Source organism: Streptomyces sp. NPDC088745 (genome assembly GCF_044751045.1).
In the GTDB taxonomy this organism is placed as follows: domain Bacteria; phylum Actinomycetota; class Actinomycetes; order Streptomycetales; family Streptomycetaceae; genus Streptomyces; species Streptomyces cremeus.
The window spans coordinates 235,161-260,519 of record NZ_JBIVLB010000012.1; the positions used below are offsets into that span (position 1 = coordinate 235,161).

The 25,359-nt window shown below is 72.2% G+C and carries 18 protein-coding genes; 5 read left to right on the plus strand and 13 right to left on the minus strand.

What is annotated here, in order from left to right; genetic code table 11:
• Positions 1 to 215 precede the first annotated feature (215 nt).
• Positions 216 to 1,439, minus strand: a complete 1,224-nt coding sequence (locus ACIP93_RS28070) for an ROK family protein (protein WP_401762880.1) — start codon at positions 1,437 to 1,439, stop codon at positions 216 to 218.
• A gap of 156 nt (positions 1,440 to 1,595) precedes the next feature.
• Here ACIP93_RS28070 and xylA point away from each other — a divergent pair, with 156 nt between their 5' ends.
• Both xylA and ACIP93_RS28080 read left to right on the plus strand, forming a co-directional pair.
• Complete coding sequence (gene xylA / locus ACIP93_RS28075) at positions 1,596 to 2,783, plus strand: xylose isomerase (protein WP_401762883.1); 1,188 nt, start codon at positions 1,596 to 1,598, stop codon at positions 2,781 to 2,783.
• A 3-nt stretch (positions 2,784 to 2,786) separates the two neighbouring features.
• On the plus strand, positions 2,787 to 4,190 hold the full coding sequence (locus ACIP93_RS28080; RefSeq protein WP_401762886.1) for a xylulokinase: 1,404 nt from the start codon (positions 2,787 to 2,789) through the stop codon (positions 4,188 to 4,190).
• An 18-nt stretch (positions 4,191 to 4,208) separates the two neighbouring features.
• On the opposite strand, the gene ACIP93_RS28085 is transcribed toward ACIP93_RS28080, so the two are convergent.
• Positions 4,209 to 4,571, minus strand: a complete 363-nt coding sequence (locus tag ACIP93_RS28085; protein ID WP_401762888.1) for a DUF1304 domain-containing protein — start codon at positions 4,569 to 4,571, stop codon at positions 4,209 to 4,211.
• Between the two features lie 88 nt (positions 4,572 to 4,659).
• Between ACIP93_RS28085 and ACIP93_RS28090 the strand changes: the two genes are divergently transcribed.
• Positions 4,660 to 6,639 (plus strand): TIM-barrel domain-containing protein, encoded by a 1,980-nt coding sequence (locus ACIP93_RS28090; RefSeq protein ID WP_401762890.1) that lies wholly within the window; start codon positions 4,660 to 4,662, stop codon positions 6,637 to 6,639.
• A 351-nt stretch (positions 6,640 to 6,990) separates the two neighbouring features.
• Positions 6,991 to 8,505, plus strand: a complete 1,515-nt coding sequence (locus ACIP93_RS28095) for an alpha-N-arabinofuranosidase (protein ID WP_401762893.1) — start codon at positions 6,991 to 6,993, stop codon at positions 8,503 to 8,505.
• Between the two features lie 29 nt (positions 8,506 to 8,534).
• Here the strand turns inward: ACIP93_RS28095 and ACIP93_RS28100 are convergent, their stop codons facing one another.
• The 3 genes from ACIP93_RS28100 to ACIP93_RS28110 form a co-directional block, all read right to left on the minus strand.
• A complete protein-coding gene (locus ACIP93_RS28100) occupies positions 8,535 to 8,858 on the minus strand; it encodes a hypothetical protein (protein WP_401762895.1) in 324 nt (107 codons plus the stop codon).
• Positions 8,855 to 9,634 (minus strand): phytanoyl-CoA dioxygenase family protein, encoded by a 780-nt coding sequence (locus ACIP93_RS28105; protein ID WP_401762997.1) that lies wholly within the window; start codon positions 9,632 to 9,634, stop codon positions 8,855 to 8,857. Before ACIP93_RS28105 ends, ACIP93_RS28100 begins: the two co-directional genes overlap by 4 nt.
• A 134-nt stretch (positions 9,635 to 9,768) precedes the next feature.
• On the minus strand, positions 9,769 to 10,602 hold the full coding sequence (locus tag ACIP93_RS28110) for a helix-turn-helix domain-containing protein (RefSeq protein ID WP_401762898.1): 834 nt from the start codon (positions 10,600 to 10,602) through the stop codon (positions 9,769 to 9,771).
• Positions 10,603 to 11,330: 728 nt separating this feature from the next.
• Here ACIP93_RS28110 and ACIP93_RS28115 point away from each other — a divergent pair.
• On the plus strand, positions 11,331 to 13,319 hold the full coding sequence (locus ACIP93_RS28115) for a beta-galactosidase (RefSeq protein WP_401762901.1): 1,989 nt from the start codon (positions 11,331 to 11,333) through the stop codon (positions 13,317 to 13,319).
• 213 nt (positions 13,320 to 13,532) lie between these two features.
• Here the strand turns inward: ACIP93_RS28115 and ACIP93_RS28120 are convergent, their stop codons facing one another.
• The 8 genes from ACIP93_RS28120 to ACIP93_RS28155 all read right to left on the minus strand — a co-directional run bounded on the left by ACIP93_RS28120 (position 13,533) and on the right by ACIP93_RS28155 (position 25,268).
• Positions 13,533 to 15,764, minus strand: coding sequence for a glycoside hydrolase family 3 N-terminal domain-containing protein (locus tag ACIP93_RS28120; protein ID WP_401762904.1), 2,232 nt, complete (start codon positions 15,762 to 15,764; stop codon positions 13,533 to 13,535).
• Between the two features lie 77 nt (positions 15,765 to 15,841).
• Positions 15,842 to 16,678, minus strand: coding sequence for a carbohydrate ABC transporter permease (locus tag ACIP93_RS28125; protein WP_401762907.1), 837 nt, complete (start codon positions 16,676 to 16,678; stop codon positions 15,842 to 15,844).
• Positions 16,679 to 16,710: 32 nt separating this feature from the next.
• Positions 16,711 to 17,706, minus strand: coding sequence for a carbohydrate ABC transporter permease (locus tag ACIP93_RS28130; RefSeq protein ID WP_380836439.1), 996 nt, complete (start codon positions 17,704 to 17,706; stop codon positions 16,711 to 16,713).
• Positions 17,707 to 18,939, minus strand: coding sequence for an extracellular solute-binding protein (locus tag ACIP93_RS28135; RefSeq protein ID WP_401762911.1), 1,233 nt, complete (start codon positions 18,937 to 18,939; stop codon positions 17,707 to 17,709).
• A 243-nt stretch (positions 18,940 to 19,182) separates the two neighbouring features.
• On the minus strand, positions 19,183 to 20,241 hold the full coding sequence (locus ACIP93_RS28140; protein ID WP_401762914.1) for a LacI family DNA-binding transcriptional regulator: 1,059 nt from the start codon (positions 20,239 to 20,241) through the stop codon (positions 19,183 to 19,185).
• A 221-nt stretch (positions 20,242 to 20,462) separates the two neighbouring features.
• Positions 20,463 to 22,745, minus strand: coding sequence for an alpha-xylosidase (yicI, locus tag ACIP93_RS28145; RefSeq protein ID WP_401762917.1), 2,283 nt, complete (start codon positions 22,743 to 22,745; stop codon positions 20,463 to 20,465).
• Positions 22,742 to 24,166: a GH1 family beta-glucosidase gene (locus tag ACIP93_RS28150; protein WP_401762920.1), complete on the minus strand. Its 1,425-nt coding sequence runs from the start codon at positions 24,164 to 24,166 to the stop codon at positions 22,742 to 22,744. Before ACIP93_RS28150 ends, yicI begins: the two co-directional genes overlap by 4 nt.
• 118 nt (positions 24,167 to 24,284) lie before the next feature.
• Positions 24,285 to 25,268 carry an acetylxylan esterase gene (locus tag ACIP93_RS28155; RefSeq protein ID WP_401762923.1) on the minus strand — a complete coding sequence of 328 codons (984 nt, stop codon included), beginning with the start codon at positions 25,266 to 25,268 and terminating at the stop codon, positions 24,285 to 24,287.
• Positions 25,269 to 25,359 lie beyond the last annotated feature (91 nt).

Genomic DNA, 25,359 nt, shown 5'->3' on the forward strand with positions numbered 1-25,359 from the left:
ATACGGCGGTCGGGAGCGCGCCCCCTGAGGCTGGGCTTGAACACACGGTCCGCTGCACAACCCCAGCACGCAACGGGCTTCCGGTGAGGCAGGGCTTGAACACACAGTCCGCTGCACAAGCAGCACGCAACGGGCTTCCGGCACGCGGAGGAGGGAGGCCCGAGGGCCCGCGGGGGCCCGCTGCCCGCGCGGCGGGCCCCCGCGGACTTCCGCACTCAGTCCAACAGTTCGTACGGTGCGGCCAGTGCCCGCCGCAGCACCGAGCCCGCGGCCCCCCGCAGTGCGGCCGTCGCCCCCAGCTCCGAGAAGACCGCGCGGCCGGGGGCGATGAGACCCGGGGCGAAGTCGTCGAGGCTGCTGAGGAGTGCGGGGCGCAGCCAAGCGGCGAGCGTCGCGAAGTGCCCGCCGAGCACCACGGCCGAGAGATCGACGAGGCGCGCCGAGGACACCACCGCGATCCCGAGGCAATGCCCCGCGTGCGCGACGGCAGCGAGCGCCCGTGCGTCGCCTGCCGTGAGGGCGGACCGCAGCACGCTCATGCGTTCCGCCGTCGTGCTGCCGCCGCCGGTGATTCCCGCCGCGGCGAGGATCGCCTCCTGACCGGCGACGGTCTCCAGGCAACCGCGGCCTCCGCACGAGCAGCGTCGACCGCCCGGTTCGACGACGACGTGTCCCACTTCGCCCGCGTGTCCGCCGGGGCCGGAGAACAGCTCCGCCGCCAGCACCAGGCCGCCGCCGACCCCGACTTCGCCCGACACGAACAGATAGGAGCCGAGCGACGCCCCGCAGCCGTACCAGAGTTCGGCGAGGGACGCGCTGTCCGCCTCGTTGGAGAGGACGACGCCGAAGGGCGTCGGCTGGGCGAGGCCGGTGAGCGCGGCGCTCAGATCGGCGCCGTGCCACACGAGATTGGGGGCTGTCAGAACGGTCCCGCGGCCCGGGTCCACGAGGCCGGGAACGGCGAGTCCGCCGCCGAGGAGGGTCATCCCCGCGTCGGCGGCCCGGGCCGAACAGCGTGCGACGAGTTCCGACAGTTCCGCGAGGACTTCGTCCGGGGCGCGGCCCCGGTTGGCGGCCTCGGCCACTTCATGGACCCGCAGTTGTCCGTGCAGGTCCACGATGCCTGCCGCGAGGTAGTCGACGTTCACCTCGGCGCCGACCGCGCCGCGTCGCGGATCGAGGGCCAGGCCCACCCCGGGCCGGCCCCGCCCACCGGCCCGGGTCACGCCGAGTTCCTCGACCAGCCCTGTTGCCAGGAGGTCGGTCACCAGGCTGGAGACCGCGGCCTTGGTGAGGCCGGTGGCGGCGGCGATGTCCGCCCGGGACGCGAGGACGTCCGGTCCGATGCGCGCGAGTACGAGGGCGAGATTGCGCCGCCGTACGTCGGTGACCCGGCCGGGTGCCTGGATGTGCGCCGCGCTGTCGCCCTGCCCCTGCACGTGCGTCCCTTCGGTGGTCCTGTCTGCGTCCGGCCGCGCCGCACGATCGTTGACAAGTTCACCACGGTCCATATAGTTCAGATCCAATACTAATTCTGCTCCTGCTCGGAAGTGCTTCTCCCGCAGCAGAGGACGAGCCCGGATGAGGTGTTTGGCATGACTCTGCTCCCCACTGCCGCGGACAAGTTCGCCTTCGGCCTGTGGACCGTCGGCTGGACGGGCAACGACCCGTTCGGCGCCCCGACCCGTGCCGCTCTCGACCCGGTCGAGGCCGTTCACCGGCTCGCCGAGCTCGGCGCGTACGGCATCACGTTCCACGACAACGACCTGATCCCGTTCGACGCCTCCGCGGCCGAGCGCGAGCGAATCCTGAGCGCCTTCCGCACCGCGCTGGAGGAGACGGGACTCAAGGTCCCGACGGTCACCACGAACCTCTTCAGTCACCCCGTCTTCAAGGACGGCGGCTTCACCTCGAACGACCGCTCGGTGCGCCGCTTCGCTCTCGCGAAGGTGCTCCGCACCATCGACCTCGCGGCCGAGTTCGGCGCCGAGACCTTCGTCATGTGGGGTGGCCGCGAGGGCTCGGAGTACGACGGTTCGAAGGACCTCGCCGCCGCGTTCGACCGCTACCGTGAGGGCGTGGACACCGCCGCCGCGTACATCAAGGACAAGGGGTACGGTCTGCGGATCGCCCTGGAGCCCAAGCCGAACGAACCGCGCGGCGACATCCTCCTGCCGACCGTGGGCCACGCCCTCGGGTTCATCGCGCAGCTGGAGCACGGCGACATCGTGGGCGTCAACCCGGAGACCGGGCACGAGCAGATGGCCGGCCTGAACTTCACGCACGGCATCGCACAGGCGCTGTGGGCGGGCAAGCTCTTCCACATCGACCTCAACGGCCAGCGCGGCATCAAGTACGACCAGGACCTCGTCTTCGGGCACGGCGACCTGACCAGCGCGTTCTTCACGGTCGACCTCCTGGAGAACGGCTTCCCCGGCGGCGGTCCCCGTTACGAGGGCCCGCGCCACTTCGACTACAAGCCCTCCCGCACCGACGGGTACGACGGCGTGTGGGAGTCCGCCCGCGCCAACATGGCCACCTATCTGCGGCTCAGGGAGCGGGCGGCGGCGTTCCGCGCCGACCCGGAAGTCCAGGAGGCGCTGCGCGTCTCGGGCGTGCACGAGCTGTCCGAGCCGACGCTCGCCGCCGGGGAGTCGGCGGCGGACCTGCTCGCCGACGCGTCCGTGTTCCAGGAGTTCGACGTCGAGAAGGCCGCCGCGCACTCCTTCGCGTTCGTACGCCTCAACCAGCTCGCGATCGAGCACCTGACCGGCGGGCGCTGACCGATGGCCGACCTCGTCGCCGGAGTCGACAGCTCCACCCAGTCCTGCAAGGTCGTGGTGCGGGACGCCGCGACCGGCGCACTGGTGCGTTCGGGCTCGGCCCGCCATCCCGAGGGCACCGAGGTGCATCCCGACGCGTGGTGGGAGGCGCTGGAGGCCGCGATCGAGACGGCGGGCGGCATCGACGACGTCGTCGCCGTCTCGGTGGCCGGCCAGCAGCACGGCATGGTCTGTCTCGACAGGGACGGCGCGGTCGTCCGCCCGGCGCTGCTGTGGAACGACACCCGCTCGGCCGATGCCGCCACGGCGCTGATCAGCGAGGCGGGCGACGGCGACTCCGCCGCCGGAGCCCGCTGGTGGGCCGAGGCGACCGGGACCCTTCCGGTCGCCGCCCTCACCGCGGCCAAGCTGCGGTGGCTGGCCGACAACGAGCCCGAGAGCGCCGCGCGGACGGCCGCCGTGTGCCTTCCGCACGACTGGCTCACCTGGCGGCTCGCGGGGCACGGCCCCGGTTCGGGCGCGCTGGACGCGCTGCGGACGGACCGCTCGGACGCCTCGGGCACGGGGTACTGGTCGCCGTCGACGGGGAGGTACCTGCCCGACGTTCTCGCCCGCACCCTCGGGCACGGCCCGGTGCTCCCCCGGGTCCTGGGTCCGCTCGAAGCGGCGGGCCGTACGCCGGGGGGCGCGCTCCTCGGTCCCGGCGCCGGGGACAACGCGGCGGCCGGGCTCGGGGTCGGGGCGTCGGTGGGCGACGTGGTCGTCTCCATCGGCACCTCGGGCACCGTGTTCGCCGTCGCCGACCGGCCGACGGCGGACCCCTCCGGGCAGGTGGCGGGTTTCGCCGACGCCACCGGCCGCCATCTCCCGCTCGTGTGCACGCTCAACGCCTCACGCGTGCTCGACGCGACCGCGGCCGTGCTCGGTGTCCCGCTGGACGAGCTGACCCCGCTGGCGCTCTCCGTGCCGGCGGGGGCGCAGGGCCTCACCCTGGTGCCGTACTTCCAGGGGGAGCGCACCCCCAACCTGCCCGATGCCACCGGTTCGCTGCACGGCATGACGCTGGGCAACTTCACGCCCGCCCACCTGGCCCGTGCCGCCGTCGAGGGCATCGTCTGCTCCCTCGCCGACGGGCTGGCCGCGCTCACCTCGCAGGGCGTCCCGGCCGAACGGATCGTCCTGGTCGGGGGCGGGGCGCGCTCGGCCGCCGTGCAGGAGGTCGCCGCCGCGGTCTTCGGGCTTCCCGTGCTCGTCCCCGAGCCGGGTGAGTACGTCGCCGACGGCGCCGCGCGGCAGGCCGCCGGAGTGCACATCGGGCACTTGCCCGCGTGGGAGCGCGCGGGCACCCGAACCGTGACCGCGCCCGCCACTCCCGAGGTCCTGGACCGCTACCGGTCCGCGCGCTGACGGCGCCGCGCCCCTGCCTCAGCGGGCGAGGAGCACCAGCGCGAGCACGGCGAGCGCGGGGACGGTCTGCACGAAGAGGATCTTGCGGGACGACGTCGCGGCGCCGTAGAGCCCGGCCACGGCGACGCAGGCCAGGAAGAAGACCCGCACCTGGAATCCGACCGGATCGGAGGCGAAGGCACCCCACAGGAGTCCGGCTGCGAGAAATCCGTTGTACAGGCCCTGGTTGGCGGCCATCGCCCTGGTCGAAGCCGCGAACTCCGCTGTCGTGCCGAAGACGGCCCGCGCCCTGGAGCCGGTCCACAGGAACATCTCCAGAACCAGGATGCAGAGGTGCAGGAGAGCGAGAGCGACAACCGCAACAGCGGCGAAAGCAGACATAACGCGCATGTTATGTCACGCCCCGTGCACCCCGCCCCCGCCGATCGGACAGACGAGACCGCCAGTCGAGCAGAACAGGGGAAGCCCCTTGACGTACACCATCCGTGCCGGCGCTCTGGAACGCCGCACAGCCAACGAGGTCCTCCACGCCGAGCCCTGGGGTCCGCACGCGGTCCGTGTGCGCGCCGCTTCGGGGTCCGTCGACCCCGCCGCCCCCGGTGCGCTGGAGAGCCCCCCGCCCCCACCGCCCACCGAGGTCCTTGTGGCCGACGACGGCTCGGCCCGCCTGGTCAACGGCCGCCTCACCGTGGAGGCGTCGGCGGACGGCCGCCTGCGCTTCCTGGACACCGCGTCGGGCCGCGAACTGCTCGCCGAGAAGTCCCCGTACGCCCACCACGAAGGCCCCCGCGTGCACGCGGCAAACGGCCGTACGGAACAGCACTTCGAGGGGTACGACGGCGAGCGGCTGCACGGCCTGGGCCAGCACCTGCACGGCCGCCTGGACCAGAAGGGCTGTGTGATCGACCTCGTCCAGCGCAACACCGTCGCCGCGATCCCCTTCCTGCACTCCTCGCGCGGCTACGGCCTGCTGTGGAACAACCCCGCCACCGGCCGCGTCGAACTGGGCGCCGACACGACCCGCTGGACCGCCGACGGCGGCGGACGCATCGACTACTGGGTCACCGCGGGCGACACCCCGGGCCAGATCCTCGACGCGTACACCCAGGTCACCGGCCGCCCGCCCCTCCTGCCCGAGTGGGCGTCCGGCTTCTGGCAGTCGAAGCTGCGCTACCGCACCCAGGACGAACTCCTCTCGGTGGCCCGGCAGTACAAGGAGCGCGGGCTGCCGCTGTCGGTCATCGTCTGCGACTTCTTCCACTGGCCCGCCCACGGCGACTGGCGCTTCGAGGGGAGCGAGTGGCCCGACCCCGCCGGGATGGTGCAGGAGCTGACCGCGCTCGGAGTGCGGCTCGCGGTCTCGGTGTGGCCGACGGTCGAGCCCGGCAGCGACTCGTTCGACGGACTGTCCGCCGCCGGGCACCTCGTCAGGGACGCGGACGGCGGCCTCCTCACCGCCCATTGGCCGTCACGCAGTGCCGAGGAGCCGATGCGCCCGATGGCGTACTACGACGCCACTCACCCCGGTGCGCGTACCGCACTGTGGCAGCGGCTGAACACCAACTACCGTGCGCACGGGGTGAGTTGCTTCTGGCTGGACGCCTGTGAACCCGACCTGGGCCGGGAGGCGGCGGAGCGCGCCGTGTACGCGGCCGGACCGGCCGCCGCGGCCGCGCACCTCTACCCCGTACTGCACACCCGCGCGGTCGCCGAGGGCCTGGCCTCGGCGGGCGACGACCGGCCGCTGTCCCTGGTGCGTTCGGCGTGGGCGGGCAGCCAGAAGTACGGGGCCGCGCTGTGCTCCGGCGACATCCCGCCCACCTTCGACTCGCTGTCGCGCCAGATCAGGGCCGGGCTGAACGTCGCGATGAGCGGCATCTGCTGGTGGAACACCGACATCGGCGGCTTCTCGGGCGGCGACCCGGACGACTGCGCCTACCGCGAACTGCTGATCCGTTGGTTCCAGTACGGCACCTTCAGCCCCGTCATGCGCCTGCACGGCGAGCGCGAACCCCATCACCCCGCGTTCTCCACGGACATGACCGGCGGACCGAACGAGGTCTGGTCCTACGGCGAAGAGGCCTACGGCATCCTCCGGGAACACCTGCTCCTGCGCGAGCGGCTGCGCCCGTACCTGCACGAGCTGTCCGAGGTCGCCCACCGCACCGGCGCCCCGCCGATGCGCCCGCTGTTCTTCGACTTCCCCGACGACCAACGCGCTTGGGAGGCGGACGACCAGTTCCTGCTCGGCCCCGACGTCCTGGTGGCGCCGGTCCACGAGGCGGGAGCGCGCAGCCGCCGGGTCCATCTGCCGTACGGGGCGCGCTGGCTGGACCCGTTCTCCGGGAGGGTGGAGGAGGGCGGAACGACGCTCGACGCCGATGCTCCGCTGGACCGCATACCCGTCTTCGTCCGCGAGGGCGCGGGGGTGGCGGCGCTGTTCCGCTGACGTGACCCGCCCGTGTCCGACCCGCCGCGGGAAGGCGCAGGCGGCCTCGGGGCGAAGCGGCCGGTGACGAGGCCGGTGACGGCGGGGGCCGGGGGGGGAGAGGTCTCGCGGCGTCCGGCGAACCGCTGCGACGGCCGCCACTGCTCGTACTGGGCCTCGGCGCGCCCGGCTGATGGCCGCCGTCGTCATCGCGGACCCGCTCCCGCTCCTCGTCCTCGCCCTCCTCCAGTGCCGGGCCGCGCGTCCAGCGCCAGTCCGTGCCCGGCGGGGCCCACACGCGCCCGGCCGGGCAGTGACCGGGCCCGCTCCCGCAACCCCCGGCCCCGCACCACCCACCTGAAAGGCACTGCCATGCCGCACACCGCCCGCTTCACCCTCGACCCCGCCTTCACCGTCGGCCCTGTCGACCCCCGGCTCTTCGGCTCCTTCGTCGAGCACCTCGGCCGCTGCGTCCACACCGGCATCTACGAACCCGGACACCCCACCGCCGACGAGGCCGGACTCCGCACGGACGTCCTCGGTCTCGTCCGCGAACTCGGCACCACCGCCATCCGCTACCCCGGCGGCAACTTCGTCTCCGGCTACAAGTGGGAGGACGGCGTCGGCCCCGCCGACGAACGCCCCCGGCGGCTCGACCTCGCCTGGCGCTCCACCGAGACCAACCGCTTCGGCCTCAGCGAGTACATCGGCTTCCTCCGCAAGGTCGGCCCGCAGGCCGAGCCCATGATGGCCGTCAACCTCGGCACCCGAGGCGTCGCCGAGGCCCTGGAACTCCAGGAGTACGCCAACCACCCCGCCGGAACGGAACTCTCCGAGCGCCGCATCGCCCACGGCGACGAGCAGCCCTTCGGCATCCGCCTGTGGTGCCTGGGCAACGAGATGGACGGCCCCTGGCAGACCGGCCACAAGACCGCCGAGGAGTACGGCCGCCTCGCCGCCGAAACCGCCCGCGCCATGCGGCAGATGGACCCCGCCGTCGAGCTCGTGGCGTGCGGGAGTTCGAGCCGGGGAATGGACACCTTCGCCGCCTGGGAAGCGACCGTCCTCAGCGAGACGTACGACCTCGTCGACCACGTCTCCCTGCACGCCTACTACGAGGAGGTCGACGGGGACCGGGACTCCTTCCTCGCTTCCGCGGTCGACATGGAGGCCTTCATCGAGGCCGTCGTCGCCACCTGCGACCACGTCGGCGCACGCCTGAAGTCGTCGAAGAGGATCAGCCTCTCCTTCGACGAGTGGAACGTCTGGTACCAGCGCCGCTCCGCCGAGGAGGCCGCCACCGCCCCTCTCGACTGGCCCGAGGCGCCCCGCCTGCTCGAAGACAGCTACTCCGTCACCGACGCCGTCGTCCTCGGGTCGCTCCTCGTCGCGCTGCTCCGGCACGCCGACCGGGTGTCCATCGCCTGCCTCGCCCAGCTCGTCAACGTCATCGCCCCGATCATGACCGAACCCGGCGGTCCCGCATGGCGGCAGACCACCTTCTTCCCCTTCGCCCAGGCCGCCCGCCACGGGCGCGGACAGGTCCTGGACGTACGGCCCGACTCGCCCACGTACGCGACGAAGGAGCACGGGGAGGTGCCGCTGCTGCACGCGACGGCGGTGCGCGCACCGGACGGGACGGTGGCCGTCTTCGCCGTGAACCGCAGCCAGACCGAGCCCCTGCCGCTGGAGATCACCCTGCACGCGCTGGAGTTGAGCAGGGTCGTCGAGCACAGCGCCCTCGCCGACGAGGACCCCGACGCGCGCAACACACTCGCCGACCCCGAACGCGTCGGCCCGCACCGCGCCACCGGCACCCGCCTCACGGACGGCGTGCTGAGCACGGTGCTGGAACCGCTGTCCTGGAACGTCATCCGGCTGGCCTGAACCCGGCCACCGGCGAGCTGTGCCGGCTCCTACGCCCGGACGTCCACGATCTGCTCGAAGAAGAACTCGTGCTTGAGGAAGGAGACGCCGTACTCGCTGCCCGGCCCGGGAGGGATCAGCTGAGCGGCCTGGATCAGCCGCCAGCCGTCGAGAAGGGCCGCCACGCCCGACTCGTACGGCGGCTCGTCGCTGTCGCCCGTGGTCGGGAAGGTGCGGCCGGTCCCGTCGTAGTGGGACCAGCCGACGACCGGGGAGTCCAGGGCCGAGGTGGACAGGTAGAGCACCAGGACCCGTTGCCGCAGCACAGGGGTGCCGCCCGTCCGGGGGCCGGAGTCCGTCGTGTCGATGGTCATGCGGTCCTCGCCCCGGGGCGGTTGGAGACCCTGGTCACCCAGTGGTCGATGTCGAATCCGTCGTCCCCGGTCAGCTCGCGCCACAGCAGGACGCGGTTGTACCGCTCCAGACGGCCGCCGGCCTGCTCGTACCAGGGGAAGTGCGCGTCGAGTTCGGCGTGCACCTGGGGGTCGTGCAGGTCGGCGAGGTCCCACAGGAGGCGCTGGCGCACCGTCGGATTGAAGCGGATCTTGAACATGTAGCGCCGGATGTCGCTGTCGTTGCGGCGGCCCCCGTGCCAGATCCCGTGGTGCAGGAACACCACCGTGCCGGCCGGGCAGACCAACCGGTCCTGGCCCCGCAGGTTCTGGTACCGGCCGGTGTCGGTCTCGTTGGTCCGCCGCAGATGGCTCCCGGGGACGCTCAGGGTGCCGCCCATCTCCAGCGTCACCTGCTGCGGGTAGTACATCAGCTGGACGTCGAACGCGTCGGGCCTCACGTCGATGACGGCGTCCGCGTGCAACGGCTGGGCGTCTCCCCCGCGTGGCTCGCGGATGTGCACGGCGTGGTGGTCCACCGTCGGCCCAGGACCCACCAGGCTGTGCAAGGCCCCCGCCACCTGCGGCAGTTCGAGCAGCCTGCGGGGGAACGACCCCGGCGCGTAGGCCTGCGGCACCGGTGTCCCGTAGGGCACCGGCGGCACTCCGTCCTCCAGCACCCGCAGGGCCTCGGCGTTCATCGCCGCCGGAACCACCGCGTCGAGGCGCAGCGATCCGCTCGCCACGAAGCGCGCCATCTGGACCGTACTGAGCAGCGCGCCGCCCGGCGGGGTCGGCGCCCCGGTTCCTGCACGTGTCTCGGTCTCGGTATGCGTCATGGCGCACACGCTAGGAGCGGTCGCCACCGGGACGCGTGGGCCGGGCTCACCCTCTACTGGTCGATTCTCACCGCGGGGCGATTCATCGGGGTGCCGCGCCGTGCGGCTCTGACCGTTCGTGGGCAGGCCCCGAGCTCGCGACGGCAGGCCTTGTTGAACGCCTGCAGATCGGGGATGCCGACGGCGGCGGCCACCCGGGAGATGGAGAGCGTGCTCGCCCGCAACAGATGCCCGGCCCGCTCCATCCTGCGGGTACGGATGTAGCCGACCACTGTTTCTCCCGTGGCGGTGCGGAAGAGGCGGGTGAGGTGGTTGTGGGAGACACCGGCCGCCTTCGCGATGTCGGGCACGGTGAGCGGCTCCGCCAGCCGCGCCTCGATCAGGGCCACCGCGGCGGCCACCGCGGGAGGGAGGACCTGTGCCTTCCCGTCCCGGAGCGGGGCCAGCTCGGCCACGTTCCACAGCGCGGCCCACACTTCGGCCGCCGCCCGCCCGGGGGTGTGCGGCCAGGCGGACAGCGCCTGGCGCAACTGGCCGTCGAGGACGGCGGCCTGGACGCCTGCGCGTTGGACCGTCGCCACCTCACGGGCGGCGCCCTGAGCGCCGAGGCGCAGGTGTACGTAGAGGTGTTCGGAGCGGCCCCGGTACAGGTAGCGGACCGGCGTTCCGGGCGGCACGAGGCTGACGTGGCCGGGGCGAATCCGGTGCTCGACACCGCCCACGGTCAGGTCGGCCTCGTAGTGATAGAGATGGAACTGCCACATGTCCGGCAGTTGGAACTCGTCGACGTGCCCGGCCGGGCCGTGGACGCCGATGCCGACGGCCGCGGGTTCGGGTGGACCGTCGAGGCGGACGAGGGCTGTCTGTACGGACTGGAATGCGGTCACGGTGCCTCGGCAGCATGCGTCGGGGAAGGGTTCGTACCCGGGCTGAAGACCTCGTACGAAAATCGTCCATGGCTTCCCGGGAGGTCAACAGCTCTCCACGGGTGAAGAGCGGGTGACGCCGGGTGCCGGCCTCCAGGCCGCCCCTGCCGCCCTCCTCTTGTCCGCCCCTCTTCGCCGGGGCCGAGCAGGGCCGCGTCAGCGGCATCGTACCGATCCGACCGGCTCACCAGCTGCCGCAGCGCCCTGCCTCACCGCCCTGCCCCCCTCCGCCTGCGAACGCACCGGTCCGGAAGCGGGGTTCGTCGCCGGAACGGACGCAGGAAGTCGACTCCGGACCCGGTTGACGAAGCGCTTCGACTTGGCTGTCCCTCTCGCCGATCCAGCAAGTGACCACGACGAGAAGCATTACACGGTAGAGCCTCTTGTTTTCTACGAATCTTCTCCGTTAACTTGCCTCTGTTGGCGAAGCGCTTCGACACAGCATCTTCGGCCGTGCACGCGGCCTCACCGACCCCTCTGCCGTCCGGCCGGGGCCCGGTGTTCCAAGCAGCACGTCGAGCACCATCCCCTCGCCCCGGTCCCGCGCAGGAAGCGGGTCGGGGCGGACGGAGGGCGGGCCGTACCGTCACCGCCCTGCCGGGCGCGGGGCCCGCGAGGCGCCACGTACTGCTGTCACCCGGCCCGGCAGATCACCAGGAAGCCGTTTGTCCCCCGACCGAGGAACCGTCATGACGACCCGCAGCATCACCGACCGCTTGGGCGGCCTGGCCTTCGGCGGGGACTACAACCCCGAGCAGTGGGACGAGCCGGTGTGGCAGGAGGACGACGAGCTCATGCGCCGGGCCAGGGTCAACCTGGCTACCGTGGGCGTCTTCTCCTGGGCCCTGCTCGAACCGGAGGAAGGGCGCTTCGACTTCGCCTGGCTCGACGCCCACATCGAGCGCCTGCACGCGAACGGCGTGGCCGTCGACCTCGCCACCCCGACGGCCTCACCGCCGCCCTGGTTCACCCTGGCCCACCCCGACGCGCTGCCGGTCACCCCCCAGGGCGCCCGCCTCACCCACGGCAGCCGCGACACCTACTGCCTCACCGCGCCCGCCTACCGGCGCGCGGCCCGCCGGATCGCCTCCGTCCTTGCCCAGCGGTACGGCGACCACCCCGCCCTCGCCCTGTGGCACGTGCACAACGAGTACGGCACCCTCTGCCACTGCGACCACACGGCCGCCGCCTTCCGGGTGTGGCTGCGAGCGCGCCACGGCTCGCTGGACGCCCTCAACGAGGCCTGGGGAACGGCGTTCTGGAGCCAGCACTACACGTCCTGGGAGCAGGTGCTGCCGCCGCGCGCCTCGCAGTGGCACAAGAACCCCGGTCAGGCGCTGGACTTCCGCCGCTTCTGGTCCGCCGAGATCGTCGCCGCCCACCGCGAGCAGCGCGACGCGATCCGCGCGCACAGCGACCGGCCGGTGACGACCAACCTGATGCTCCCCGCCTACCAGAACGTGGACCTGTGGGCCCTCGCCGGCGAACTCGACGTCGTCACGTCCGACCAGTATCCGGCGGCACCCGGGCTGGACGCCGCAGCCGGCGTCGCCGCCCACGCCGACCGCACCCGTTCCCTCGGCGGCGGCCGCCCCTGGCTCTTGATGGAGCAGGGCACCAACACCGTGTACGACGGCGACCGCATCCTCGGCAAGGAGCCCGGCGAGATCATGCGTCATTCCCTCGGCCACATCGCCCGCGGTTCGGAGGGCGCCCTGTTCTTCCAGTGGCGGCAGTCCCGGGCCGGCGCCGAGAGCTGGCACTCGGCGATGGTCCCGCACGCGGGTCCCGACAGCCGGATCTTCCGCGAGGTCACGCAACTGGGCGAGGCCGTCGCCCGGCTCGGCGAGCTGGCGGGGTCGACGGTCACCGCGTCCGTGGCCGTGCTCGACTCCCCGGACGCCTGGTGGGCACTCGGCGTCGACGGGCTGCCCTCCTCCCGCCTCGGCGACTACCACGGGGAACTCGTCCGGGCGCACCGCGCGCTGTGGGACGCGGGATGCACCGTCGACTTCGCCCGCCCGGAGCACGAACTGGCGCGCTACCGGCTCGTCGTCGCCCCGGCCCTGTTCCTGCTGTCCGACGAGGGGGCCGAGAGCCTGCGCCGCTTCGTGGACGGCGGCGGGACGCTCCTGGTCCAGCACGCCAGCGGCTACGTCGACGACCGCATGCACGCCAGGCTCGGCGGCTACCCGGCCGCACCGCTGCGCGAGGCCCTGGGCATGCGCGTCGAGGAGTACCGGCCGCTGCGCGAGGACGAGCGGATCGTCCTGTCGGACGGGTCGCAGGGCACGGTCTGGAGCGAACTGCTGCGCACCGAGGGCGCGGAGACCCTCGCCGCGTACACCCACGGCATGCTCACGGGCGGGCCCGCCCTCACCCGGCACCGCTTCGGCAGCGGACACGGCTGGTACCTGTCCACCCGGCTGGACGACGTCGGTTACGCGGCGCTGGTCGGCCGCCTGCTGGCGGAGGCCGGGGTCGAACCGCAGGTGCCGGACCTGCCGCCCGGTGTCGAGGCCGTCACCCGCCGCTCCCCCGACGGACGGAGCTGGCGGGTCCTGCTCAACCACACCGCCGAGCCCGTGCCCCTGCCGGAGGCCGCGCACGACCTGCTCACCGACGCCCCCGTGCGCGTACTGCCGGCCGGTGGTTGCGCGGTTCTGCGCGGGCACTGACCGAAGGGAGGCGCCGGACGACGCGTTCGCCGCGCTGACCCGCTGCCGCCGCGTCCGGCGCCGCCCGCGCACCGACCACCAGCGGGCTGCCCACCGCCCGCCCCGGCCGCGCACGCCCGGGGCCCAGCGCGCCGCGGCACCGCCTGCCGTGCCGCTCTGCTCTCCGCCCTGGGCCTCCTGTCCTCGCTGACGCCGTGGCATGGACGAGTGGTGCTACTTCACTCGCATCTCGCACCGCATCCGGCGTTCGTGCCCCACCTGCCGCGCTTCCCCGGTCAGGGTGAGCGACACCGTGTGGTGGACGCGTTCACTGGAAGCGGCGACGCGCAGTTCGAGGGCTCCGGGTTCGACCACGCGGCGGCCGTCCGCGCCGGTGTACGCGGCGAGGTCGGCGGGGAAGGTGGCGTGCACCTCGGCCGAGGCACCGGCTTCGAGCGGTACGCGGGCGTAGCCCACGAGCCGGACCTCGGGGCGGGCGACGGTGCCGACCGGGTCGTGGAGGTAGAGCTGGACGGTCTCGGTGCCCGCCCGGTCGCCGGTATTGCGTACGGTCAGGCGCAGGGTGGTCTCCCCGCCGGTGGAGAACTCCGGTGCGTCGCAGTGGGGCCGGCCCCAGGCGAAGGCGGTGTACGAGAGGCCGTGCCCGAACGGGTACAGGGGGGTGGGGTCCACGCTGCTGGGGAACCCGTGCCTGCCGAGCGGCGGGGCGAGGTAGGGGGCCGGCTGGCCGCCGGGGTTGCGCGGTACCGCGACGGGCAGACGCCCGGACGGTTCGACCCGCCCGGACAGGACTCCGGCGACGGCCCCGCCGCCCTCCTGTCCGGGGAAGAACGCCGTGACGACCGCGGCGGCCCGGTCGGCCCAGCGGCCGAGCGCGTAGGGGCGTCCACCGAGGGCGACGATGACCACGGGCGCACCGCAAGCCATCGCCTCGTCCAACAACTTGTCCTGGTCAAAGGGCAGTTGGAGGTCTTCCGCGTCACACCCCTCCCCCGAAGAACCCCGGCCGAACAGGCCGGAGCGGTCCCCGACCACGGCCAGGCACACATCGGCACCGGCCGGGTCCTCGACGAACACGGCGTCCGGCAGCTCGGCGCGCAGCGCCTCGGCGAGCGTCGGCACCTCGACACCCGTGGGCAGGTCCGGATGGTGGACGCCGACGTGCCGGGGAAAGGTGTAGCAGCCGAGCACGGCGGCCTGCTCGTGGGCGAGCGGGCCGAGGAGGGCGAGGCGCGATCCGCCGTCGAGCGGCAGCACACCGGAGTCGTTGGCGAGCAGTACGACCGATTCCTCGGCCACCCGTCGTGCCAGCTCACGCAGGTGCGGAGGGTTCAGGTCGACGGGTGCGTCGGCGGTCCCGGCGGCGCCGGGTCCTTCGTGGGGATCGAGGAGGCCGAGTTCGCACTTCTGCGTGAGGACGCGCAGTGCGGCCCGGTCGAGCAGGTCCTCGGGGAGCGGGTCGGCGGGGGTGAAGCAGCGGGCCGCCGGAAGTTCCACGTCGACACCGGCCGCGAGCGCGAGCCGCGCCGCTCCGGCCTCCCCGTCGGTGAGCCGGTGCGCTTCCTCCAGGAGCGAGACACCGTAGTAGTCCGAGACCACCGTTCCGGTGAACTCCCATTCCTCGCGCAGGAGTTGGGTGAGGAGCCGGACATGTGCGTGGGCGGGCAGTCCGTCGATGTCGTTGTAGGCGGGCATCACGGAGCGGGCGCCGCCCTCGCGCAGCGCCATCTCGAAGGGCGGGAGGATCACATCGGCGAGCTCGCGCGGGCCGATCGAGGCAGGGGCGTGGTTGCGGGCGGCCCGCGAGGCCGAGTAGCCGGCGAAGTGCTTGAGGGTGGCGACGATCCCGGCCGTCTCCAGACCTCGTACGTACGCGGTGCCGATCGTGCCGACGAGGTACGGGTCCTCGCCGATGGCTTCCTCGGTGCGGCCCCATCGCGGGTCCCGTACGACGTCGAGGACCGGGGCGAGGCCCTGGTGGACGCCGACCGCGCGCATCGACGCACCGATGGCCTGCGCCATCTCCGCTATCAGCGCGGGGTCGAAGGTGGCGCCCCAGGCGAGGGGGGTGGGGAAGACGGTGGCCTGCCATGCGGTGAAGCCGGTCAGGCACTCCTCGTGGGCGATCGCGGGGAGGCGGAAGCGGTTGCCGGCGCGGATGGCGCGTTGCAGCCCGGCGAGGCGGGCGGCGCCTTCGGCGGGGTCCACGGGGACGGTGCCGAAGGGGCGGGTGAGGTGGCCGAGGCCGTAGGGCAGCAGGGCGTCGAGGGCGGCGCTGCGGGCGGCGTAGGTGTGCTGTCCGGGTGCGACGTCGGCGCCTTCGGTGTCGGCGCCGATCCATACGCTGGAGAGCTGGGCGGTCTTCTCCTCGTTGGTCATCCGGGCGAGCAGGTCCGCCGCGCGGGCGTGGGCGGGCAGGGTGGTGTTCTGCCATGGCTCGGCCATGGAACTCCTTACGTGCGGTACGAGTGAGTGGATGGCGCGAAGGGGCTGAGGAAGGCGACCGGGCGGCCCGTGCGGGCTCAGCCCTTGGTGGCGCCCATGGTGATACCGCCGATCAACTGCCGTTCGGCGACGGCGTAGAAGCCGAGTGCGGGCACCATGGCGAGGACCAGATAGGCGAAGACGCGGGCGATGTCGGCGGCGTACTGGCCCTGGAACTGTTGGACTCCGACCGGGATCGTCCACCAGGTGGGTTCGCTGAAGACGAGAAGCGGCAGCAGGAAGTTGTTCCAGCTGCCCACCACGGCCAGGACGGAGACCGTGCCCAGGGCGGGGCGGGCCATCGGCAGCAGGACGCGCCAGAAGAAACCGAAGGGCGAGCAGCCGTCCAGCGTCGCGGCCTCTTCCAGTTCGCCGGGGATCTCACGGAAGAACCCGCGCAGTATGAGGATGGTCATCGGCAGTCCGAACGCGGCCTGCGGGAGGATCACGCCCCACGGGTTGTCGAGCAGGCCGAAGGTGCGCAGCAGGATGAACAGCGGCAGGATCGCCACGGCGAACGGGAACATCAGCCCGACGGTGAAGAGGGTGAACAGCACCTCCCGGCCGCGGAAGGCGAAGCGGGCGAGTGCGAACGCGGCGAGTGCTGCCGCGCCGACCGTCAGCAGGGTCGTACCGACCGCGATCAGGGTGGAGGAGCCGAGCATCCGCCAGAAGGCGGCGGAGGCCAGGACGTCCGTGTAGTTCGACGTGACCCACGGCGAGGGCGGTCCGAAGCCGTTCCCGGAGAGCTGGTCGGTGGACTTGAAACCGGAGACGAGCGCGTACAGCAGCGGCGTGACCATGACCACGCCGATCACCCACACAATGACGTAAAGGGGTGTGGAGCGCAGTCTGCGCCGCAGGCCGGGGGACATCGGCGCCTTCGTGGGCGTCGGCCGCGTCGGGGTCATCGGTTGCCTCGCATCGAGGTGAGGGCTCCTTCGGTGTCGCGGCGCAGCACGAAGCGCTGGTAGGCGAGGGCGAAGACGAGGCTGATGAGGAACATCGCGATGCTGATCGCGCCGGCGTAGCCGATCTGGGTGCGTTTGAACCCGAACTGGAAGAGGGTGACGGCCATCGTCTCGGAGTGGTGGTCGGGGCCGCCCTGGGTCACCACCCAGACCAGGTCGAACAGTTGGATCGCGCCGATCACGGACAGGAAGACGCTCATCCGGATCGTCGGGCCGAGCAGCGGCAGGGTGATGTGGCGGAAGCGCTGCCAGGGGCCGGCGCCGTCGAGGCGGGCCGCTTCGTGGAGTGCGGCGGGGACGCCCTGGAGGCCGGCCAGGTAGAGCATCATGTGGAAGCCGAAGTACTTCCACATCATGACGAGGAACACGGTGGCCAGGACGTTGTCCTGGTCGGCGAACCACAGTCCGCCCAGCTCGTCGAGGCCGATCGCGCCGAGCACCTTGTCGGCGAGGCCCGCGTCCGGCGCGAAGATCATGGAGAACAGGACGCCGGTGATGACCTCGGAGAGGACGTACGGGGCGAAGAACAGCATCCGGTAGAAGGCCCGGCCGCGCAGCTTCTGGTTGAGCAGCACGGCCATGGCGAGCGCGAACGGCAGCTGAATCCCCACGGACAGCAGGACGAGCAGCAGTCCGCGCCACAGGTCGCCGAGGAAGACCGGGTCGCCGAGCAGTCGGGTGTAGTTGTCGATGCCGGTGAAGTCCGAGGGGGCGCCGAATCCGCCCCAGTTGAAGAAGCTGACGTACCCGGCGTACAGGATCGGCACGAGGACGAACAGGCCGAACAGGACGAGTCCGGGCACCGTGAAGAGGACGGGGGTCAGCCAGTCCCGCAGGCGGCGGGCGAACGGGCGGCGGGTGGGCCCGTCCGTGTCCGGCTGCTCGGCGAGGGCCTGCCCCGGGGAGCGCGTATCGGTCGACGTCATGGTCATTTACTGGCTCTTGGCGACCTGCGTGACGGAACGGGCCACCTGCTCGGGGGATTTGGTCCCGGCGATGAGGGCGGCGACCGAGTCGTTGATCTCCTGTCCGACGGCGGGCGGGTATGCCTGGTCGAGGTAGAGCTGGAAGCCGGTGGCCTTGCCGAGGGTCTCGGAGACGGCCTTGAGGCCGGGGTCGGTCAGGGCGCCGACGGCTTCCTTGACGACCGGCATCATCTCGGCCTCGGAGACGAGGACGCGGTCGGACTCGGGCGACATGAAGAACTTCAGGAAGTCGACGGCCGCCTGCGGGGCGCCCTTGCGGACCGCGTACCCGCCGCCGCCCCCGAACACGTCGGTCCGGGCGCCCTTGCCGCCCGCCACCGCGGGGAACGGGAAGAACCCGAGGTCCTCGCCGATGCCCTTGCCGGAGTCGGCCTGCACGTTGGGCCCCCACTGGCCCATCAGCTCCATCGCGGCCTCGCCGTTGCCCATGACCGCGGCCTCGCCGTTGGGCGTGGAGTACCCGGCGCCGAGGAAGCCCTTCTGGAACGGCTCCAGGGCGACGAGCTCCTTGAGGTGTTCGCCGGCCTTGAGGAAGCTGTCGCCGGTGAAGTCCTCGGCGTCGGCGGCCTCCTGCATGCTGTCGACTCCGCCGACCCGCATGGAGAGGTACGCCCAGTAGTACATGCCGGGCCACTTCTCCTTGCCCGCGAGGGCGATGGGCGTGATCCCCGCGCTCTTCAGCCTCCTGACCGCATCGAGGTAGTCGGCCCAGGTGGCCGGCGGGGCGGTGAGGCCGGCCTTGGCGAAGAGCGCCTTGTTGTACCAGAAGCCGACGGCGCCGATGTCGATGGGCATGGCGTACGTCTTGCCGTCGAACTCGTAGGGCTTGAGCGACGCCGGGATGAAGGTGGGGGCCATGGGGCTGACGGTGGGCGTGAGGTCCTCCACGAGTCCCGCGTCGATCTGCTGCCTCAGCACCCCGCCGCCCCACGTGTGGTAGATGTCCGGCAGCTTTCCGGAACTGGTGCGCGCCGTCATCTTGGACTTGTACGCGTCGTTCTCCAGGGTGACGAGCTTGATGCGCACCTTGGAGTTCTTGGCCTCGAACGCCTTGACCCGCTCGGGCCAGACGGATTTCGAGGGCTCCGTGGTCTGGATGTTCCACAGTTCCACGACAGTACGGCCCTCGCTGTCGGTGGTGGTGGCCCCGGAGTCCGAGCAGGCGGACAGTCCGGCCACACCGAGTCCGGCCGCTGTCGCGGTGCCGAGGAATCGGCGACGGGGAAACGGGGAGGACGCGGCACCGAAGAGGGATGCGGCGACTCGATCGGAGGCTGGCACAGCACACCTTCCGGAAGAAGTCCGATAATTATCGGGAGACGGACACGGAAGTTACGGGCATGCGAAAGGGGTGTCAACGGTCCTGGCGGAAAAGGACGTTGACACCCCTGCCGCCCCTCCGGGGCGGAAGTCACTGCTCCGCTATGCGCCTCGCCGGCGCGCCGTGCTCGCGCGGACCACCAACTCCGTCGAGAGCTCCACCCGCGGCGAGGCGGGCTGCACCGACCGGGCCAGGTCCAGCACCATCCGAGCCGCCAACTTGCCCATGTCGGACAGGGGTTGACGGACCGTCGTGAGCGGCGGGGACGACCAGCGCACCTCCGGCAGGTCGTCGAAGCCGACGATGCTCATGTCCTCCGGCACGCGCAGACCGCGTTGGCGCAGTGCCTCGATCGCGCCGAGCGCCATCTGATCGCTGGCCGCGAAGATCGCGGTGGGCGGCTCGTCCAGGTCGAGCAGCCGGTTCGCCCCCGTGAAGCCCGACTCGTGGTAGAAGTCGCCGGGCACGATCAACTCGTCGTCGACCGGCACCCCGGCCACGTCGAGTGCGGCGCGGTAGCCGTCGAGGCGGGCCCGGGAGCACAGCAGCCGGGGCGGGCCCTCGACGAACCCGATCCTGCGGTGGCCGAGCCCGAGCAGGTGCTCCGTGGCAGCCATGCCGCCGGCCCAGTTGGTGGCGCCGACGGTGGACACTTCCGTGGCGGGCGATCCGGCCGGGTCGATCACCACCAACGGCACACCCAGACGCCGCAGTTCGTCGTGGAGACCGGATTCGAGCACGGAGGTCACCAGGATCACGCCGTCCGAGGCGCGGGCCCGCAGATTGGTCATCCACTGGCGGGCCGCGCCCGCCCGGTCGTGGATCGCGGAGACCACCGTGCCCACGCCCTGCTCGTGCGCGACCTCCTCCACACCCCGGATGATCTCCACGGCCCAGGGGCTGTCCAGGTCGTTGAAGACCAGGTCGAGCAGGGCCGCCCGGGTCCCCTGCGCTCCCGGGCGACGCCGGTAACCGTGCCGGTGCAGCAGGTCCTCGACCCGGGCCCGGGTGTCGGGTGAGACGTCGGAACGCCCGTTGACGACGCGCGAGACGGTCGGCACGGACACTCCGGCCTCCCGGGCGATCTCGCTGATCGTCACCTTGGCCGCCCCGTCCGGGCCCTGCGTACCTGTAGTGCGCTGGGCGCGTTTCCCGGCCACAGTCCCCACCTCCGTAGCTGTGCGCCCGGAAGGAATCCGGGCGCCTTCCGGAAACCGTAGGACATGCACTCGGCCGCGTGTCGGCCACCCCGCCCCGATGTCCGGCTCCTCGAACGCGAAACCGGTGCGAAGCGCCTGATTCCGGCGGCAGAGGCCCGTACCGTCCTGCCGTGTCCCGGAACAGACGAACAGACCTCGTGCCGGAGGAGGAGGCGTCGTTCTCAGACCGGGTAGGGGAAGTCGGCCTGCGGGGTGCCGGCCGGGCAGGTGTGCAGGGTGCCGTCCGGTCCGCCGGTCCGCAGGTGCCACGGACGGAGGCTGTCGGTGGTGACGTGGAGTCGGTCGCCGCTGCGGCGCAGATGGAAGCGGGCGCTTTCGCCGGGGCCGTCGGAGCGGGGGATGACGACCGTGCGCTCCGCGCCGTCGGCGAAGGCGTGGACGCGCAGTTCGACTCCGTCGGCCCAGGCGGAGACGGGGTGCTGGTCGTCGGCCGCCAGGGGGATGACGGAGTCGGGGCGGACGAGCAGCGGCAGGGTGTGGAAGCCGTGCTGTTCCTTGGTCCAGCGCGGTCCTGTGACCTGCTCGCCGGTCAGCAGGTTGGTCCAGGTCCCCTCGGGGACGTAGTACTCCACCGTGCCGTCGTCGCTGAGGACCGGGGCGACGAGCAGGTCGCCGCCCAGCAGGTACTGCCGGTCGAGGGTGGCCGCCGCGGGGTCGTCGGGGAACTCCAGCACCATGGCGCGCATCACCGGGATGCCGGTGGTGTGCGCCTGCTGGGCGGCGCGCTGGAGGTAGGGGGCGAGGCGGTGCTTGAGGAGGGTGAACTCCCGGGTGACGTCGACGGCTTCGTCGCCGTAGTCCCAGGGCACCCGGTACGACTTGCTGCCGTGCAGCCGGCTGTGCGAGGAGAGCAGGCCGAACTGCACCCAGCGCTTGAAGACGGCCGGGCTCGGCGTGCCCTCGAAGCCGCCGATGTCGTGGCTCCAGAAGCCGAAGCCGGACAGGCCGAGGGAGAGCCCGCCGCGCAGCGATTCGGCCATGGCGTTGAAGTGGGACTCGCAGTCACCGCCCCAGTGCACCGGGTACTGCTGGCCCCCGGCGGTGGCGGAGCGGGCGAAGAGCAGCGCCTCGCCCTCACCGCGTTCCTCGCGCAGCAGCTCGAACACGGCCTCGTTGTAGAGCTGGGTGTAGTAGTTGTGCATCCGCTGGGGGTCGGAACCGTCGTGCCAGACGACGTCGGTGGGGATGCGTTCGCCGAAGTCGGTCTTGAAGCAGTCCACCCCCTGGGCGAGCAGTGCGCGCAGCTTGCCGGTGTACCAGTCACGCGCGGCCGGGTTGGTGAAGTCCACCAAGGCCATGCCGGGCTGCCACAGGTCCCACTGCCAGACGCTGCCGTCCGCGCGGCGCACCAGGTACCCCTCGCGCATGCCCTCCGCGAACAGGGCGGACTTCTGGGCGACGTACGGGTTGATCCAGGCGGAGATCCGCAGTCCCTGCTCCTTGAGCCGGGCCAGCATTCCGGCCGGGTCGGGGAAGGTCTCGGGGTCCCACGCGAAGTCGCTCCACTGGTACTCGCGCATCCAGAAGCAGTCCAGGTGGAAGACGCTCAGCGGGATGCCGCGCTCGGCCATGCCGCCGACGAAGCGGTTGACGGTGGCCTCGTCGTAGTCGGTGGTGAAGGAGGTGGTCAGCCACAGGCCCAGGGCCCAGGCCGGGGGAAGGGCGGGGCGGCCGGTGAGGGCGGTGTAGCGCTCCAGGATCTGTTTCGGGGTGGGGCCGTGCACGACGAAGTACTCCAGCGTCTGGTCCTCGACGCTGAACTGGACCTGGCCGACGGACTCGGAGCCGATCTCGTAGCTGACCTTGCCGGGGTGGTTGACGAAGACTCCGTAGCCCTGGTTGGTGAGGTGGAAGGGGATGTTCTTGTAGGCCTGTTCGCTGCTGGTGCCGCCGTCCGCCTGCCAGATGTCCACCGTCTGGCCGTTCCTGACGAACGGGGTGAACCGCTCGCCCAGCCCGTACACCAGCTCGCCCACTCCGAGCGAGAGTTGGCCAAGCATGTGGTGGCTTCCCGCTGCGTCGGTGACGAAGCCGGTGCCGCGCTCCCCCACCGTGGTCAAGGTCCGGCGCTCGGCGGTGAACTCCAGGTTCCACGGCTGGGAGGCGTCCACCCGCAGGGTGAGGTCGCCGGCGGAGAGTTCGGTCACCGCACCGTCCCTGCGCACCTTTCCCGCGCCCGGCTCCGCGCCGGGCAGCGCGAAGTGGGGCCCTGGGTCCGGCGTACCGGCGTGGTGGGTGGTGCGCACCCCGATCACGCCCTCGGCGGGCGACCAGCACTCGACCGTGAGCAGCGGGCTGTTGAGGGTGTCGCCCCGGCCGCGCACGTGCTTCACGGGGGCGTAGAGGGTCATCCGGTGCTCGTCGGCCCGGATGTCGGCGACCTCTGCGGCGTAGAGCGCCACCACGCCGGGACGCATCAGCCAGTAGCCGTCGGTGAACTTCATCGGGCAGGTTCCTCCGTCCGCGCTCGGTGCGCGGTGATCATGCCCTGGTACCAGCGGTAGCTGTCCTTGGGCGTGCGGTTCAGGGTGTCGTGGTCGATGTGGACCAGGCCGAAGCGCTGGTCGTAGCCGCGCGCCCACTCGAAGTTGTCCAGCAGGGACCACACGTGGTAGCCGCGTACGTCCACGCCCTGTGCGACCGCGTCGGCGACGGCGGCGAGGTGGTCGGCCAGGTAGGCGATCCGGTCGGTGTCGTGGACGAGGCCGTCGGGGGCGACGGTGTCGTCCTCGGCCGAGCCGTTCTCGGTGATCCACACCGGTGGGAGGCGTGGGTAGCGGGCGTGGAGGTCGCGGAGCAGTTCGGTGAGTGCGCGCGGCACCACGGGCCAGCCCATGGTGGTGTGCCGGGTGCCGTACGGGTCGAGTTCGGTGACACCGATGTCAACGGCGTCGCGGAGGCCGGGGTCGGGTGTGCGGTGGGCTGCCGCGGCGACGGTGACCGGCCGGTAGAAGTTGACGCCGAGGAAGTCCAGCGGGGCGCCGATCAGTCGCAGGTCGCCGGGCCGGCGCCAGGCGCCGTCGGCGAGCGCCCCCCAGGTTTCGTGCTCGCCACGGGGGTAGCGCCCGCCGAGGAGCGGTTCGGTCCAGGTCTCGTTGTGCAGGACTTCGGCGCGGCGTACGGCGGCGAGGTCCTCCGGGCGGTCGGAGGCGGCGTGGATGCGGTCGATGTTGAGGATGATGCCGACCTCCTGGGCGCCCGCGCTGCGCAGCGCCTGTACGGCGAGGCCGTGGGCGAGCAGGAGGTGGTGGGCGGCGGCCAGCGCGCCGCGGCCCTCCTGGGCGCCGGGAGCGTGGCGTCCTTCGGCGTGCCCGACGAAGGCGGAGCAGTACGGCTCGTTGAGGGTGATCCAGCGCTCGACGCGGTCCCCGTAGCGCGCGGCGGCGAGGGCGGCGTACTCGGCGAATGCCTCGGCGGTCTCGCGCACCCGCCAGCCGCCACCGGTGGCGGTGCTGCCTGGGGGCGGGGCCTCCAGGGCCTGCGGCAGGTCCCAGTGGTAGAGGGTGACGGCGGGCGCGATGCCGGCGGCCAGCAGTTCGTCGATGAGGCGGTCGTAGAAGTCGAGGCCCCGGGGGTTGGCCGGGCCGGTGCCCGCGGGGATCAGGCGGGGCCAGGAGAGCGAGAAGCGGTAGCTGTCGACGCCGAGGTCGCGCAGCAGTCCCACGTCCTCGCGGTAGCGGTGGTAGTGGTCGCAGGCCGTGTCGCCGGTGGCACCGTTGAGGGTGCGGCCGGGGGTGTGGCTGAAGGTGTCCCAGATGCTCGGGCCCCGGCCGTCCGCGTCGTGGGCGCCCTCGATCTGGTAAGCGGCGGTGGCGGCGCCGAAGCGGAATCCTGCGGGCAGTTCCGGGAAGTCCGGAGGGTGCATACGGAGTACCTCGTGGGCGGGTCGGGGGGCGGCGGCGCGCGGGGCGTCGGCTTGCGTGGAGTGCGTCACTCCTCCGCCGCGATGCGGGGCAGTCGGAGGGACGGTCCGGCCGCGGCGGTCAGAGCCTCGGGGCCGTGCCGCGTTCGTGCAGCCAGGCGAGCTGGACGGCTGGGTTGGAGCCGTAGCCGCCGCCGTGGTCGGCGAACGGCCACACGGTCATGGTGCGGTCCTCGCCCGCGTAGTGGTTGAAGGCGGCGTAGACCGTGGAGGGCGGGCAGATCGGGTCCATCAGACCGACGCTGAACAGGGCGGGCGCGGTGGCCCGAGTGGCGAAGTGGACGCCGTCGAAGTAGTCGAGGGTGGCGAAGGTCCGCTCCACACGGTGGCGGCTGTGCCAGCGCAGGTACTTGGCGATCTCCGAGTACGGGGCCTCCCCGGTGATGTTCACGGCCCGGCGGTAGTGGCACAGGAACGGGACGTCCGTCATCAGCGCCGCCGCGCGGGCGCCGACGAGGCCCGCGACCGCGAGGGCCAGTCCGCCGCCCTGGCTGCCGCCGGTCAGCACGATCCGGCCCTCGTCGAGGGCGGGCATCTGGGAGACGGCGTCCACGGCGCGCACGCAGTCGGTGATCAGCCGTCGGTAGTAGTAGTGGCCGGGGTGGTCGATGCCGCGGGTCATGAACCCTTCGGACCACTGGGTGCCGTCGCCCACGGTCCGGTCCGGGGTGTCGTGGCCCATCCCCCGGCTGTCCACGACGAGTTGGGCGAAACCCGCGGACGCCCAGAGCAGGTGTTCCGTGGGCAGGCCGCGGCCGCCGCTGTATCCGATGTAGGTGACGACGACCGGCAGCGGCCCTTCCGCGCCGCGCGGGCGCAGCAGCCAGGCGGCCACCGGCTCGCCGTTCCAGCCGGGGAAGCGCACGTCGTCGACCTCGACGTTGCTCAGCAGGTGTGCGGAGGCGACCCCCTCGGCCTTGACCGCGCCGCCGTGCCGGCGGGCCTCTTCGAGGGTGCGCCGCCAGAAGTCGTCGAAGTCCTCGGGGACGGACAGCTCCGGTCGGTATCGGGTGAGTTCATCGAGCCCGAGATCGGTGAGCGGCATGGTTGGCCTCCGGTTGTCGTGGACGGCGGGGCGGCGGGGCGGCGGGGTGCCGTGGTACGGGCAGGCGTCCGGCGCCGAGGACCGCACCTGG

Excerpts from the sequence above, each read along its gene's own strand:
- ACIP93_RS28120 (WP_401762904.1), bottom strand. The coding sequence starts at position 15,764 with ATGGCCGAGCCATGGCAGAACACCACCCTGCCCGCCCACGCCCGCGCG.
- ACIP93_RS28125 (WP_401762907.1), bottom strand. The coding sequence starts at position 16,678 with ATGTCCCCCGGCCTGCGGCGCAGACTGCGCTCCACACCCCTTTACGTC.
- ACIP93_RS28155 (WP_401762923.1), bottom strand. The coding sequence starts at position 25,268 with ATGCCGCTCACCGATCTCGGGCTCGATGAACTCACCCGATACCGACCG.
- ACIP93_RS28105 (WP_401762997.1), bottom strand. The coding sequence starts at position 9,634 with ATGGCGCGCTTCGTGGCGAGCGGATCGCTGCGCCTCGACGCGGTGGTT.
- ACIP93_RS28130 (WP_380836439.1), bottom strand. The coding sequence starts at position 17,706 with ATGACCATGACGTCGACCGATACGCGCTCCCCGGGGCAGGCCCTCGCC.
- yicI (WP_401762917.1), bottom strand. The coding sequence starts at position 22,745 with ATGAAGTTCACCGACGGCTACTGGCTGATGCGTCCCGGCGTGGTGGCG.
- ACIP93_RS28085 (WP_401762888.1), bottom strand. The coding sequence starts at position 4,571 with ATGTCTGCTTTCGCCGCTGTTGCGGTTGTCGCTCTCGCTCTCCTGCAC.
- ACIP93_RS28115 (WP_401762901.1), top strand. The coding sequence starts at position 11,331 with ATGACGACCCGCAGCATCACCGACCGCTTGGGCGGCCTGGCCTTCGGC.
- xylA (WP_401762883.1), top strand. The coding sequence starts at position 1,596 with ATGACTCTGCTCCCCACTGCCGCGGACAAGTTCGCCTTCGGCCTGTGG.
- ACIP93_RS28095 (WP_401762893.1), top strand. The coding sequence starts at position 6,991 with ATGCCGCACACCGCCCGCTTCACCCTCGACCCCGCCTTCACCGTCGGC.
- ACIP93_RS28100 (WP_401762895.1), bottom strand. The coding sequence starts at position 8,858 with ATGACCATCGACACGACGGACTCCGGCCCCCGGACGGGCGGCACCCCT.
- ACIP93_RS28080 (WP_401762886.1), top strand. The coding sequence starts at position 2,787 with ATGGCCGACCTCGTCGCCGGAGTCGACAGCTCCACCCAGTCCTGCAAG.
- ACIP93_RS28150 (WP_401762920.1), bottom strand. The coding sequence starts at position 24,166 with ATGCACCCTCCGGACTTCCCGGAACTGCCCGCAGGATTCCGCTTCGGC.